Source organism: Bradyrhizobium sp. Rc2d (genome assembly GCF_900099855.1).
In the GTDB taxonomy this organism is placed as follows: Bacteria; Pseudomonadota; Alphaproteobacteria; order Rhizobiales; family Xanthobacteraceae; genus Bradyrhizobium.
The window spans coordinates 108177-121440 of record NZ_FNCU01000014.1 but is presented as its reverse complement, the minus strand read 5'-3'; the positions used below and the strand labels follow the sequence as shown (position 1 = coordinate 121440).

General features: G+C 65.7%; 13 protein-coding genes. 9 read left to right on the top strand and 4 right to left on the bottom strand.

The annotated features are described in order from the left end of the window. Nucleotides 1–37 precede the first annotated feature (37 nt). The gene (locus BLV07_RS19105) at nt 38–676 is read right to left on the bottom strand and encodes a class I SAM-dependent methyltransferase (protein WP_091888377.1); all 639 of its coding nucleotides are present in this window, start codon (nt 674–676) and stop codon (nt 38–40) included. A 266-nt stretch (nt 677–942) separates the two neighbouring features. Continuing rightward, complete coding sequence (mnmA, locus tag BLV07_RS19100) at nt 943–2124, bottom strand: tRNA 2-thiouridine(34) synthase MnmA (RefSeq protein ID WP_091888375.1); 1182 nt, start codon at nt 2122–2124, stop codon at nt 943–945. A gap of 351 nt (nt 2125–2475) precedes the next feature. Between mnmA and BLV07_RS19095 the strand changes: the two genes are divergently transcribed. From BLV07_RS19095 to BLV07_RS19055, 9 genes are all read left to right on the top strand, one after another. Next, nucleotides 2476–4107 carry a flagellar hook-length control protein FliK gene (locus BLV07_RS19095; RefSeq protein ID WP_091888373.1) on the top strand — a complete coding sequence of 544 codons (1632 nt, stop codon included), beginning with the start codon at nt 2476–2478 and terminating at the stop codon, nt 4105–4107. A gap of 12 nt (nt 4108–4119) precedes the next feature. Further along, on the top strand, nt 4120–4827 hold the full coding sequence (locus tag BLV07_RS19090; protein WP_091888371.1) for a flagellar hook assembly protein FlgD: 708 nt from the start codon (nt 4120–4122) through the stop codon (nt 4825–4827). A gap of 369 nt (nt 4828–5196) precedes the next feature. Beyond that, nucleotides 5197–5472, top strand: a complete 276-nt coding sequence (gene sciP, locus BLV07_RS19085; protein WP_002714638.1) for a CtrA inhibitor SciP — start codon at nt 5197–5199, stop codon at nt 5470–5472. A 181-nt stretch (nt 5473–5653) separates the two neighbouring features. Beyond that, nucleotides 5654–7267 (top strand): flagellar basal-body MS-ring/collar protein FliF, encoded by a 1614-nt coding sequence (gene fliF / locus BLV07_RS19080; RefSeq protein WP_091888369.1) that lies wholly within the window; start codon nt 5654–5656, stop codon nt 7265–7267. A 45-nt stretch (nt 7268–7312) separates the two neighbouring features. Continuing rightward, on the top strand, nt 7313–8407 hold the full coding sequence (gene fliG / locus BLV07_RS19075) for a flagellar motor switch protein FliG (RefSeq protein WP_091888367.1): 1095 nt from the start codon (nt 7313–7315) through the stop codon (nt 8405–8407). Next, nucleotides 8407–9030, top strand: coding sequence for a FliH/SctL family protein (locus BLV07_RS19070; RefSeq protein ID WP_091888364.1), 624 nt, complete (start codon nt 8407–8409; stop codon nt 9028–9030). The genes fliG and BLV07_RS19070 overlap by 1 nt, the downstream gene beginning before the upstream one ends. Before the next feature lie 3 nt (nt 9031–9033). Further along, nucleotides 9034–9384, top strand: a complete 351-nt coding sequence (gene fliN, locus BLV07_RS19065) for a flagellar motor switch protein FliN (RefSeq protein ID WP_091888362.1) — start codon at nt 9034–9036, stop codon at nt 9382–9384. A gap of 51 nt (nt 9385–9435) precedes the next feature. Beyond that, nucleotides 9436–10818, top strand: coding sequence for a sigma-54-dependent transcriptional regulator FlbD (flbD, locus tag BLV07_RS19060; protein ID WP_091888361.1), 1383 nt, complete (start codon nt 9436–9438; stop codon nt 10816–10818). 314 nt (nt 10819–11132) lie between these two features. Next, complete coding sequence (locus tag BLV07_RS19055; RefSeq protein WP_091888359.1) at nt 11133–12281, top strand: M20 family metallopeptidase; 1149 nt, start codon at nt 11133–11135, stop codon at nt 12279–12281. A gap of 116 nt (nt 12282–12397) precedes the next feature. On the opposite strand, the gene BLV07_RS47635 is transcribed toward BLV07_RS19055, so the two are convergent. Together BLV07_RS47635 and BLV07_RS19050 are read right to left on the bottom strand one after the other, a co-directional pair. Next, on the bottom strand, nt 12398–12553 hold the full coding sequence (locus tag BLV07_RS47635) for a hypothetical protein (protein ID WP_008131268.1): 156 nt from the start codon (nt 12551–12553) through the stop codon (nt 12398–12400). 96 nt (nt 12554–12649) lie between these two features. Then, on the bottom strand, nt 12650–13231 hold the full coding sequence (locus BLV07_RS19050) for a flavin reductase family protein (protein WP_091888357.1): 582 nt from the start codon (nt 13229–13231) through the stop codon (nt 12650–12652). Nucleotides 13232–13264: the final 33 nt, after the last annotated feature.

Sequence of the window (13264 nt, the reverse complement as noted above, 5' to 3'; positions counted from 1 at the left end):
GCTGGCTTGGCTCGGCTGCGCGCCAGTCCAATCACCATCACGATTTGCGGTAGCGGATCAGCGAAAAATGCCCCATCGGCGGCATCGGCCGGCGCTCGGCAAGCGTGACGCCGCCGTGCTTGGCGGCCCAATTGACGAGGCGCTCCCACGGGAATTCCGGGCGCCAGCCGAGGCGGCGGGCTACGGGTGCGAAGGCGAGCTCGAACAGTTTTCGCGGGCCCGTCTCGGCGCCGATATGATTGACGAGGATCAGTTCGCCGCCGTGCTTGAGCACGCGCACGAACTCGTCGAGCGTGCCTTCGGGATCGGGCACGGCGGTGATGACGTATTGCGCGACCACCGCATCGAAGAAGTTTTCGGGGAAGGCGAGGTTTTTCGCGTCCATCACCGAGAGCACTTCGACATTGGAAAGCCGCAGCGCGCGCACGCGCGCCTGTGCCTTGCGCAGCATCGGCTCGGAGATGTCGACGCCGCAGATTTTCGTGGTGCGCGCATAGTCCGACAGCGACAGGCCGGTGCCGACGCCGACGTCGAGGATGCGGCCGCCGATGCGATCAGCCTCCGCGATGGTCGACTGCCGTCCGGCGTCGAACACCTTGCCGAACACGAGATCATAGACCGGCGCCCAGCGGCCATAGGCCTTCTCGACCCCGGCCCGCGAGATGTCTGCTGCCATGCCCCCTGCCCTTGCGCGCTTCTAATGTGTGATGCGTGTTGGTGAGATCGGTGCCAGCGCCGATCTCGCTGCACCTCCCCCGCTCTTGTCCGCCGAAGCCTTGGCGAAGGCGGATGCGGGAGAGGTCGGCGCGTAGCGCCGGGTGAGGGTTCTATCCGCTCGCGAGATATCGCGTGTGGAGAGAGCCCTCTCCCCAACCCTCTCCCGCAAGCGGGAGAGGGGGCGCACTTCCGGTGCCGCGGCAGTGCGATCCAATTTCGTCATGATTAGCCGCGCACGGCTTCCGCGAGCGGCCTTGCCGTGCTCGTACCGACCTTCGCAGCGGCGCTCTGAATGAAGCCGCCGCCGAGCACGCGCGCCTGACCGCCAGGCGCATCGTAGAACACGCAAGCCTGGCCCGGTGAGACGCCCTCCTCGCCGGCGACGAGCTCGACCTCGTAATGACCATTGCCGCCGCGCAGCCACGCAGGCTGGGGGCTGCGGGTCGAGCGCACACGCACGAACATTTCGAGACCGCCGCCGATGGCGCGGTCGATGTCACCGTCGCCGATCCAGTTGACGTCGCGCAGCACGATGCGGTGCATCTTCAGGGCATCGCGCGGACCGACCACGACGCGGCGATTGGCGGCTTCAAGGCGCACCACGAACAGCGGCGCGGTCGCCGCAATGCCGAGGCCGCGGCGCTGGCCGACGGTGAAATTGGCGATGCCGTTGTGCTGGCCGAGCACGCGTCCGTCGAGATCGATGATGTCGCCGGGGTCCATCGCGTTCGGTCGCAGACGGGTGATGATGTCGGTATAGCGCCCGGTCGGCACGAAGCAGATGTCCTGGCTGTCGTGCTTGTCGGCGACCGCGAGCCCAAAGCGGCGCGCGAGCTCGCGCGTCTGCGGCTTGGTCATGTCGCCCAGGGGAAAGCGCAGAAAGTCGAGCTGCTCGCGCGTGGTCGCGAACAGGAAATAGCTCTGGTCGCGATCGGCGTCGGCGGCGCACACCAGCGCGCGCGAGCCGTCATTCAGGCGGCGCGAGGCGACGTAATGGCCGGTGGCAAGCGCGGTGGCGCCGAGCTCGCGTGCGGTCTTCAGGAGATCGCGGAACTTGACCGAACGGTTGCACTCGATGCACGGCACCGGCGTCTCGCCGAGCGCGTAAGAGTCGGCAAAGTTGTCGATGACGGACTCGCGAAAACGGTCCTCATAGTCGAGCACGTAATGGGGGATGCCGAGCTTGGCCGCGACGTCGCGCGCGTCGTGGATATCCTGGCCGGCGCAGCAGGCGCCCTTGCGATGGGTCGCCGCACCATGATCGTAGAGCTGGAGCGTGATGCCGACGACGTCGTAGCCCTCAGCCTTGAGCAGCGCAGCCGTCGTCGAAGAATCGACGCCGCCCGACATGGCAACGACGACCCTGGTGTCCTCAGGACGGCCTTCGAGATCCAGACTGTTGAGCATGGGCCTTAAAGCGTTGTGACGGCGGCGTGGCGTGATCCGCGTTTCCTGTGCTTCCGGCGGGATATCGGGCGATCCCCGGGAACCCTGGTTCCCCCGGGGGGCACGACTGCCCGGTCGAAAGCGGCTGAGAGTGACCCCTTTAATATAGGCGGCATTCCGGTGAAGCAATCACGCGGGCGGCCAGCTTAGGGCAATTCTTGCCGGGGCGGCAGAAATGACGGGGTCGCGGCAGGCCTCGCGCGGCCGCACCGATTTCGCAAGACTTTGATTTTGCTGTTGAAATAGACATGAAGGGGCGCTGGCCCGCTCCTTGCTCCCCTCCATGCCGAAGATGTTTCCAAGGGGTCGCCTGTGGTCGGTCGGACGTCAGATGTTGTGGCAAGCGTGCAAGTCCAAAGCGCGCAGCAAAAGCCTGCCCGGTCGCAGGCGACGAAGGATCCGGCCGCGACCGACTCCTTCGGCTCGCTGGTCGACAGCAACACCCAGGCGATCAGCAACGCAGCGTCACAGGCGCAGGACAGCGCGCCGCGCCGGAGCGATGCTTCGTCTTCGTCGTCCTCCTCGGACAGAGCTGCGCGCGACACGTCGTCCACGGATCAGGCCCCGCAGAGCAAGGCGAGCGACGACACCGACGCGTCCGCGCCCGCCAAGGACGATAGCAAGGTCGACGACACGACGACCGATCCGGCCAAGGACGCCGGCAAGACCAAGGACAAGGTCGAGACCTCCGACGCCAAATCGGCGGACAAATCCGACGAGACCAAGGGTGACAAGACCGACGGCACCGACCCCCTCGCGCCCGCCGTCGATGCGGCGGCTGCCGTGGCGACCGATGCGACGCAAGTCGCCGTGCCCGATCCGAACGCGATCGTCGTTGCCGCACCGGTCGTGCCGGTCGATCCGAATGCGGCTGCGAACCAGGCCACCGGCTCCGCCTCACCGCTGACGATCGCCGCCGCCGGCCTCGCCTCCAGCGCCTCCACCGCGGCGCAGATCCAGGGCGCCAAGACCGATACTGCCACCGCGGGCGACAAGAGCGCCAAGACCGCGACCGCCGAGGTCGATGCGGACACCACGACCACGCTCGGCGAGACCGCGACCGGCACGCCAGCGGCAAGCGCGACCGATGCGAAAGCCAATGGCGGCCTGATCGCCGCCGTGGACCAGGTCACGCCGAAGACCTCATTCAAGGCCGCGGCCACGGCGCAGGCCCAGACCGACATCTCCAATATTGGCCAGGACAGCGGCAAGGCGAACGCCGCCACGCCGCAAGCAGCGGGCGCAGCGCCCCTCAACGGCGCCGCGCATCCGCAGGCCGCCAAGCCGCAAGGCGATAGCGGAACGACTGACGCGAAGGCGGCTGGCACCGAGCGCACCGCCGATGCGGCCCCTGGCGCATCCGCCACACACGTTCATGCGGGACCGCAGGCGGCTGTCGCCGCGACGGATACCAGCGCACAAGCCGCCTCCGCCGTGCAGGCGCCGCTGACCAATACCACCTCGACCGCCACCGCATCGACCGCGACGCTCACCGCGACCGCGGCAAGCAACACGGCCGTGCCGATCAGCGGCGTCCCGATCGAGATCGCGGCCGCCGTGCGCGCCGGCAAGTCCCGCTTCGACATCAGCCTCGATCCGGTCGAGCTCGGCCGCATCGACGTCCGCATCAATGTCGACCGCAACGGCCAGGTCACCTCGCATCTCACCGTGGAGAAGCCGGAGACGCTGCAGATGCTGCGTCAGGACGCGCCGCAATTGCAGCGCGCGCTCGACGATGCCGGCTTCAAGACCGGCAGCAACGGGTTGTCCTTCAGCCTGCGCGACCAGAATTCATCGGGCCAGAACTCCGGCCAGAACCACGACAATGGCGGCAACGCCCGCCGGCTGATCATCAGCGAGGACGAAACCGTTGCAGCGACGCCCGTCGGGCGTGGCTACGGCCGCATGTATGGGCCGAGCAGCGGCGTCGACATCAGAGTGTAAGGAGTATTCGACATGGCCACCACGAATGCCGCCACCGCACCTTCCGTTGTCTCCGGCACGACCGACATCCCGAAATCCTCCTCGTCGAACTCGCTGAGCTCGACCACGGGATCGACGCTCGCCGGCAATTTCCAGACCTTCCTGACGCTGCTGACGACGCAGCTGCAGAACCAGAATCCGCTGGATCCGCTCGATACCAACCAGTTCACCCAGCAGCTGGTGCAGTTCGCCGGCGTCGAGCAGCAGCTCAAGACCAATGATTCGTTGTCCCAGCTCGTCACCCTGCAGCAGACCACGCAGGCGACCCAGGCGCTGGGCTTCGTCGGCAAGACCGCTCTGGTCGACGGCTCGACCGCGACGATGACGAAATCGTCGGCGACCTGGCATCTCAACGTGCCGACCGACTCGACCGTCGACATCACCGTCGCCAACGCCAGCGGCCAGACTGTGTTCACCGGCAAATATACCGCCGCCGCCGGCACCGACATCCCCTTCACCTGGAACGGAATGGGCAATGACGGCACACAATGGCCTGACGGCAAGTACACGATCTCGGCCACGGGCAAGGATGTGGCGAACAACACCGTCGGCATCGCCGCGCAGGTGCAGGGCACGGTGTCATCGGTCGACCTGACCCAGTCGCCGCCGCTGCTCACAATCGACGGCGCCAGCTACACCCTGAGCCAGGTCAAGAGCATCATCGCAACCGGCAGCAATTGAGATAGGTGCGGCTACACATTCAGTGTCGTCCTGGCGAAAGCCAGGACCCATAGCCACCGAAAGTCGCTTTTGAAGCGAGGACGTAACCCCGAGTCTTCGTGAGAACTACTCCCCGGGGTAATGGGTCCTGGCTTTCGCCAGGACGACAATTAGGGCCATGCAGCACCCCGCGCAGCCCTCGTTCGTTAGTAAAGTATTTACGAAGTCCCCCTCGACCGGCCTGGACGCACCCGTCCGGCCGGCCGAGACGAGCGCGTTCCAGCCAGTTTCAACGAGAATTGTATTGAAGCCTTAGGCTTAGCGGATTTTTAAGCCGCGGGGCGTAGGGTTACGGCGTGAGTTCAGTGGTTGAGAGTTTGTGAGTACGCCATGACAGAACCCCATCGCCCGAGGGTAAAATACGTCATCGGGCCGGACGGCAGTCCGTTGACGATCGCGGATCTGCCCGCACCCGGCACCAAACGCTGGGTCATCCGCCGCAAGGCCGAAGTCGTCGCCGCTGTGCGTGGCGGACTTCTCTCCCTTGAGGAGGCCTGCAGTCGTTATACCCTGACGGTCGACGAATTCCTCTCCTGGCAGTTTTCCATCGACCAGCACGGTCTGGCGGGTCTTCGCACCACCCGCATCCAGCAATATCGCCAGTAAGCGATCCGGAAATCTGCAGCTTTTGACGAAAATCGGCCTCGCCCTGCGAGGCCGATTTTTCATGATGTTAACTTTTGTCCGACCTCTTAACCGTCGTTAACCATATCGAAACCATCACCTAGGCAATAATTGCCCACTCGGCCTTTCCAGTGAAAGCGGCCGAAGCTGTTGGGGCGGTTGCTTGCAAGGTCTGGTCGACTTCCTGAAAGGTATCGGGGCCGCCCGATTCGGGGCGATGATCGCGGTCACCGCCGCGCTCATCGGCTTCTTCGCGTTCGTCATCATGCGCGTCACCACGCCGCAGATGACGACGCTGTTCACGGACCTCAGCGTCGAGGATTCCTCGGGCATCATCAAGGACCTGGAACGCCAGGGCATCCAGTTCGAGATCCGTAACGAGGGCTCCATCATCATGGTGCCCAAGGACAAGGTCACGCGCCTGCGGATGAAGCTTGCCGAGGGCGGCCTGCCCAAGGGCGGCGGCGTCGGCTACGAGGTGTTCGACAAGTCGGACGCGCTCGGCACCACCTCCTTCGTCCAGAACATCAATCACCTGCGCGCGCTCGAAGGCGAGCTCGCCCGCACCATCCGCGCCATCGACCGCATCCAGGCCGCCCGCGTCCACCTGGTGCTGCCCGAGCGCCCGCTGTTCGCGCGCGAGGCGCCGGAGCCGTCGGCCTCGATCGTGGTCCGCGTCCGCGGCTCGCTGGAAGCCCAGCAGATCCGCGCCATCCGCCACCTCGTCGCCTCCGCCGTCAACGGGCTGAAGCCGCAGCGGGTCTCGATCGTCGACGAAGCCGGCCAGCTGCTGGCCGACGGCGCCGCGACCGATCCGGAGCAGGCGGTCGGCGACGAGCGCCGCATCGCCTTCGAGAAGCGGATGCGCAAGCAGGTCGAGGACATCGTCTCCTCCGTGGTCGGCTCGGGCCGCGCCCGCGTGCAGCTCTCCGCCGATTTCGACTTCAACAAGGTCACCCAGACCTCGGACAAGTTCGATCCCGAAGGCCGCGTGCTGCGCTCGAGCCAGACCCGCGAAGAGCAGAGCATGACCGCCGACAGCAACGGCCAGGTCACAGTCAATAACGAGCTGCCCGGCAACCAGCAGAACAACGGCGTCGCGGCCAAGGACCAGAGCAAGAAGACCGAAGAGACCAACAATTACGAGATCTCCCGCACCACCAAGACCGAAGTGACCGAGGCCGGCCGGGTCAACCGCATCTCGGTCGCGGTGCTGGTCGACGGCATCTATTCCAAGAACGACAAGGGCGAGCTGGCCTATCAGGACCGCACCAAGGAGCAGCTCGACCGCATCGCCGCGCTGGTGCGCTCGGCGATCGGCTTCGACCAGAAGCGCGGCGACCAGGTCGAGGTCGTCAACCTCCGCTTTGCCGATGCGCCCTCCACCGCTCCGATCGGCGAACCCAGCGGCTTCCTCGGCATGCTCCAGTTCACCAAGGACGACGTCATGTACTTCGTCGAGCTCGGCGTGATGATGCTGCTCGGCCTGGTCGTGCTGTTCCTGGTGATCCGCCCGCTGGTCAAGCGCATCCTCGCCTCCGACGAAGTCGCCGCCGCCATCTCCGGCGTGCTGACGGGCCCCTCCGCTTCGGAAGAGGCCGCACCCGCCACCGGCCAGCCGCTGCTGCCGGGCGGCGCCGCCAGCGCCATCGACGTCGCCACCATCCAGGGCCAGGTCCACGCCCAGTCCGTTCATCGCGTCGGCGAGCTCGCCGAGCGCAACCCCAACGAAACCGTCGCCATTATCCGCCAGTGGCTGACCGAACCCGCGAAATAACGCAAGCCAAGTAACTTTGCCAAGTGAATCAAGAAGTGATCTGACATGGCCGCCAATCTGCAAAACGCCAACTCCAACGACATCACCAGCGTGATCTCCACGCTCGGTCAGCGCGCTGGCAACCGCGCGGGCGGTGCCAAGACCGCAGCGCTGGGCGGGCCGAAGCGTGCCGCGATCCTGATGCTGGCGCTGGGCGAGCAATATGGCGGCAAGATCTGGTCGCTGCTCGACGACGACGAGGTGCGCCAGCTCTCGCTGGAGATGTCGACGCTCGGTACCGTCGAGGTCGACACCGTCGAGGACATGCTGCTCGAATTCGTCTCGCGCATGTCGGCCTCGGGCGCGCTGATGGGCAATTTCGACGCCACCGAGCGGCTGCTCCAGCAATACCTGCCGCCGGAGCGCGTCAACGGCATCATGGACGAGATCCGCGGCCCCGCCGGCCGCAACATGTGGGAGAAGCTCTCCAACGTGCAGGAAGAGGTGCTCGCGAACTATCTCAAGAACGAGTATCCGCAAACCATCGCGGTGGTGCTGTCGAAGCTGAAGCCGGAGCACGCCGCGCGCGTGCTCGGCATCTTCCCGGAAGAGCTCGCGCTCGACGTCGTCAACCGCATGCTGAAGATGGAAGCCGTGCAGAAGGAGGTGATCGAGAGCGTGGAGAAGACGCTGCGCACCGAATTCATGTCCAACCTGTCGCAGACCCGCCGTCGCGACGCCCACGAGGTGATGGCGGAAATCTTCAACAATTTCGACCGCCAGACCGAGACCCGCTTCATCACCTCGCTGGAAGAGGAGAACCGGGAATCGGCCGAGCGCATCAAGGCGCTGATGTTCACCTTCGACGACCTCGTCAAGCTGGACTCCGGCTCGGCCCAGACCCTGATGCGCAACGTCGACAAGGACAAGCTCGGTGTCGCGCTCAAGAGCGCCAACGAGGACGTCCGCAACTTCTTCTTCGGCAACATGTCCTCGCGCGCGGCCAAGATGCTGCAGGACGACATGGCGGCGATGGGCCCGGTGCGCCTGCGCGACGTCGACGAGGCCCAGGCGCTGCTCGTCAACCTCGCCAAGGACCTCGCCGCCAAGGGCGAGATCATGCTGACCAAGAACCGCGCCGACGACGAGCTGGTGTACTGATGGGCGCTCCGGCAAAATTCCTGTTCGATACCGACTTCGCCACACCCGAGCGCTCGACGCGCGAGAGGGCCGCGACGGCGGCCGAGATCGCCCAGAAGGTCGCGGAAGCCGAGGCACGCGCCTATCAGGACGGCTTTGCCGCCGGCCAGCGCGAGGCCAAGGCCGAGAGCGACCGCCGCGTCGCGCTCGCCATGGAGGAGATCAACATCGCGATCCGGGGCATCGCCTCCGGCATCGGCAACATCGAGTCCAAGATGGAGACCGAGGCAGTCGACGTCGCGGTCGCGGTGGCGCGCAAGCTGTGCGCCGATCTGGTCGCCGCCGAGCCGCTCGGCGAGATCGTCGCGCTGGTCAAGGACTGCTTCTCGCATCTGGTGGCGACGCCGCATCTCGTCGTTCGCGTCAACGACGCGCTCTACGATGCTGCGCGCGACAAGATCGAGCGGCTCGCCAAGCAGAGCGGCTTCGAAGGCCGGCTGGTGATCCTGGCCGAGCCGGAGATTGCCACCGGCGACTGCCGGATCGAATGGGCCGATGGCGGCGTCGTGCTGGAGCGCGGCGCCATCGCAGCCAAGATCGACGACATGGTCGGACGCTACATCGCGTCCCGCAGGGGGAATTAAGCCATGAGCGACACCGACGGACAGGTCCCGCTGCCCGATCTCAACGGCCCGATGCCGCCTGCCGGCACCGACGTCGGCTACAACGAGGATGAATATGCGGCGCGCGTCGCTGCTGACCTCGAAGCCGTGTTCGATGTTCCGGTGCAGGTCTCGGCCGTGCTCGGCCGCTCCAAGATGGATGTCGGTGAGCTGTTGAAGCTCGGGCCCGGCACCGTGCTCGAGCTCGACCGTCGCGTCGGCGAGGCCATCGACATCTACGTCAACAACCGTCTCGTCGCCCGCGGCGAGGTGGTGCTGGTCGAGGACAAGCTTGGCGTGACCATGACCGAAATCATCAAGACCGAGCGCGGTTAGCACAAAAGGGAATGACGCGCGGCAGCGCGACCAGACGGACAGGAGACTGACATGCGGCTTCTCATCGTTGGCACATTGAAGGGCCAGCTCACCACCGCCACCAAGATCGCGATGGAGAACGGCGCCACCGTGACCCATGCCGAGGATCACGAGCAGGCGATGCGCGTCTTGCGCGGCGGCAAGGGTGCCGACCTCCTGCTGGTCGACGTCGCGCTCGACATCCGCGACCTCGTGATGCGGCTGGAGGCCGAGCACATTCACGCCCCGATCGTCGCCTGCGGCATCACCAACGATGCCCGCGCCGCGGTCGCCGCGATCCATGCCGGCGCCAAGGAATACATCCCGCTGCCGCCGGATCCGGAGCTGATCGCCGCGGTGCTGGCTGCCGTTGCCAATGATTCCCGCGAGCTGGTCTATCGCGACGAGGCGATGGCCAAGGTGATCAAGCTCGCCCAACAGATCGCGAGCTCCGACGCCTCGGTGATGATCACCGGCGAATCCGGCACCGGCAAGGAAGTGCTGGCCCGCTACGTCCACACCCGATCGGCACGCGCCAAGCGTCCGTTCATCTCGATCAACTGCGCCGCGATCCCCGAGCATCTGCTGGAATCCGAGCTGTTCGGCCACGAGAAGGGCGCCTTCACCGGTGCGATCGCCCGCCGCATCGGCAAGTTCGAAGAGGCGACCGGCGGCACGCTGCTGCTCGACGAAATCTCGGAGATGGACGTCCGCCTGCAATCGAAGCTGCTCCGCGCCATCCAGGAGCGCGTGATCGACCGCGTCGGCGGCACCAAGCCTGTCGCCGTCGACATCCGCATCATTGCGACCTCGAACCGCAACCTCGCTGAAGCTGTGCGCGAAGGCAGGTTCCGCGAGGATCTGCTGTTCCGCCTCAACGTCGTGAATTTGAAGATCCCGCCGCTGCGCGAGCGTCCCGCCGACATCCTCGAGCTCGCCCAGCACTTCGTGAAGAAATATGCCGAGGCCAACGGCGTGCCGCTGCGCCCGATCTCGGCGGAAGCGCGCCGCGTGCTCTCCAGCAACCGCTGGCAGGGCAACGTTCGCGAGCTCGAAAACACCATGCATCGCGCCGTGCTGATGGCGCAGGGCGACGAGATCGGCGCCGACGCGATCATCACGCCCGACGGCGACCGCCTCGACCTCGCCAAGACTGCACCGGCGGTGGCGCATGCCACCATGGCCGCCGAGCAGGTGACGCGCGCGCTTGTGGGGCGCACGGTCGCCGATGTCGAGCGCGACCTGATCCTGGAGACGCTGAAGCACTGCCTCGGCAACCGCACCCATGCCGCCAACATCTTAGGGATCTCGATCCGCACGCTGCGCAACAAGCTCAACGAATACGCCGACGGCGGCATCCCGATCCCGCCCGCGGGCACGCCAGGTGAATATCCGCGCGTGCCGATCGGGGCGTGAGGCGGCCACGCTGATTGAGAATGCAGATGCCCGGGCTTGGCCTGGGCATTTTGTTTGGTGGTGATTGCCACACCCTCAGTGTCGTCCCGGCGAAGGCCGGGACCCATAACCCCAGGGAGAGGTTTGGCGAAGATTAGTCGTCCGGTACGGCTACCCCACGCTCTCGATGGATTCCGCGGTATAGGTCCCGGCCTTCGCCGGGACGACATTGAGGGTTTGCGCTCTGAACATCGGCATGGCCGCACCGCATCCGGCGACTAGGTCGCGCCAGCGCGAGGCTCTATAACCCCCGTGAGAACCACACGGGGATAAACATGTCTGAAGCTCAAATCACGGACTGGCTGGCGGCGCAGCGGCAGGCGATGATCGATCTGCTCCGCGATGTCGTGAACATCGATTCCGGATCCTACGACAAGGAAGGCGTCGATGCGGTCGGGGCGCGGTTCGAGCGGCATTTTGCCGAGCACGGCATTCCGTTCCGGCGCGAAAGCCATGGCACGTTTGGCGACGCCATCCATGCCGAGGTCGCAAAGCCCGGCAGCAACGAGAAGCCGGTGCTGTTGATGGGACATCGCGACACCGTGTTCGGCAAGGGCGAGGCCGGACGGCGTCCACTCACGATTCGAGATGGCCGCGCCTATGGACCCGGCGTTGCCGACATGAAGTCCGGGCTCGTCATGAACGTGTTCGTGGCGACCGCCTTCCACAAATTCGGCGGCAATCCGCATCCAATCAAGCTGCTGATCACCTCGGACGAGGAGATCGGCTCGCCCTCCTCAAGGCCGGTGATCGAGCGCGAAGGAGGCGCCGCGCGCGCCGTGTTCAATTCGGAGCCGGGCCGCCCCACCGGGAACGTCGTCACTGGGCGCAAGGGCGGCATCTTCATGCATCTTGCCATCACAGGTAAAGCCGCGCATTCCGGCGCCAATTTCGCCGCCGGCGTCAGCGCGATCGGCGAGCTCGCGCACAAGATCGTGCAGATCCACGCGCTGACCAATCTCGACAAGGGCATCACGCTCAATGTCGGCCTGGTCTCGGGCGGGCAATCCGTCAACACCACGGCGCCTTACGCGGAAGGCCAGATCGACCTGCGCTATGTCGATCCCGCAGACCGCGCGACGGTGATGGCCGCGATCGAGCAGATCGTCGCGACGCCCTACGTGTCGGGCACCAGCGCGACGCTGACGATCAAGGGCGAGTTCGTACCGGTGGTGCAGAGCGCGGAGTCGAAGGCGCTGTTTGAAGGCTATCAGGCCGCCGCAAGAAAGGTCGGCCTTACCACGCTCCAGGGCGAGTTCTCGGGCGGCTGCGCCGATTCCGGCTTCACCGCCGCCGTGGGCACGCCCACTATCTGCGGCCTCGGACCAGTCGGCGGGCTCGCGCACACGCCGGAGGAATATCTCGAGCTCGACAGCATCGTGCCGCGCGCACAGGCGCTGGCGTTGGCGATTTTAAGGGGGTGAACGCAGGTGCCGTAGGATGGGCAAAGGCGCACTTGCACCGTGCCCACCATTTGTCTTCGCTGGATAGAAGTGGTGGGCACGCTTCGCTTTGCCCACCCTACGAGACCTAAGAGGTCCTACGAATAACTCGGCGCGTCGGGCTTGCGGAAGATGTGGATGGGGTCGCCGGGCACGATCGGCTGGCCGCTGAACATCGCATAGGCGTAGAGCGCGAGATAGGCGATCGCGAGCGCGCCGATAGCGTAGAAGGCCCAGGTCGCGACGCGCTTCATCCATCGGCTCCATTGCCGTTCCGGCGGGAAGGCTGAGGGCGCTTCTAGAGCGATGACGGGAAAAAGGCCAGCCTGCGTGCCGCCGGCCAGCGGCGATCAAATGCCGCGCCGAGCGCGCGCGGGAACGCTGACGTCGGCGAGCCTGGCCGCGTCTTCGTCCTGGTCGACTGCCACATATTGCCCATGCCAATAGGCCAGCGCGGCGGTGCGGGTCGAGCTCCTGATATCCCTGACACGGCCGATGACGATGCCGTGCGAGTGACGCTCGATGATCTCCTCGACCTCGCAGTCGAACGCCGAGAGCGCGCCCACCAGCAGCGGAACACCCGAGACGGATGTCACCCATTGGGCGCCTGCAAAGCGGTCGGCGCCCTTCAGTCCGCCCTTGCCGGCAAAACGTTCGGCGACATCGAGCTGGTCGGCATTGAGGATGTTCACGCCGAAGGCACTGTGGCGGCGAATCAATGGAAAGGACGAGGCGTCCCTGTTGACGCTGACCAGTAGCGTCGGCGGCTCGACTGACAGCGAGGTCACCGAGGTCACCGTCATGCCGGTGATGTCCCTGCCCCGCCCGGCGGTGATGACGCTGACGCCGCCGGTGAGGTGGCGCATGGCGCCGCGGAAATCGGCGGACGAGACGGGGATTTCGGTCATGAGATCGCGGGGCACTACATTCATGGCGTTGCTCCCCGAAATGGGGGTTCCCTGTAT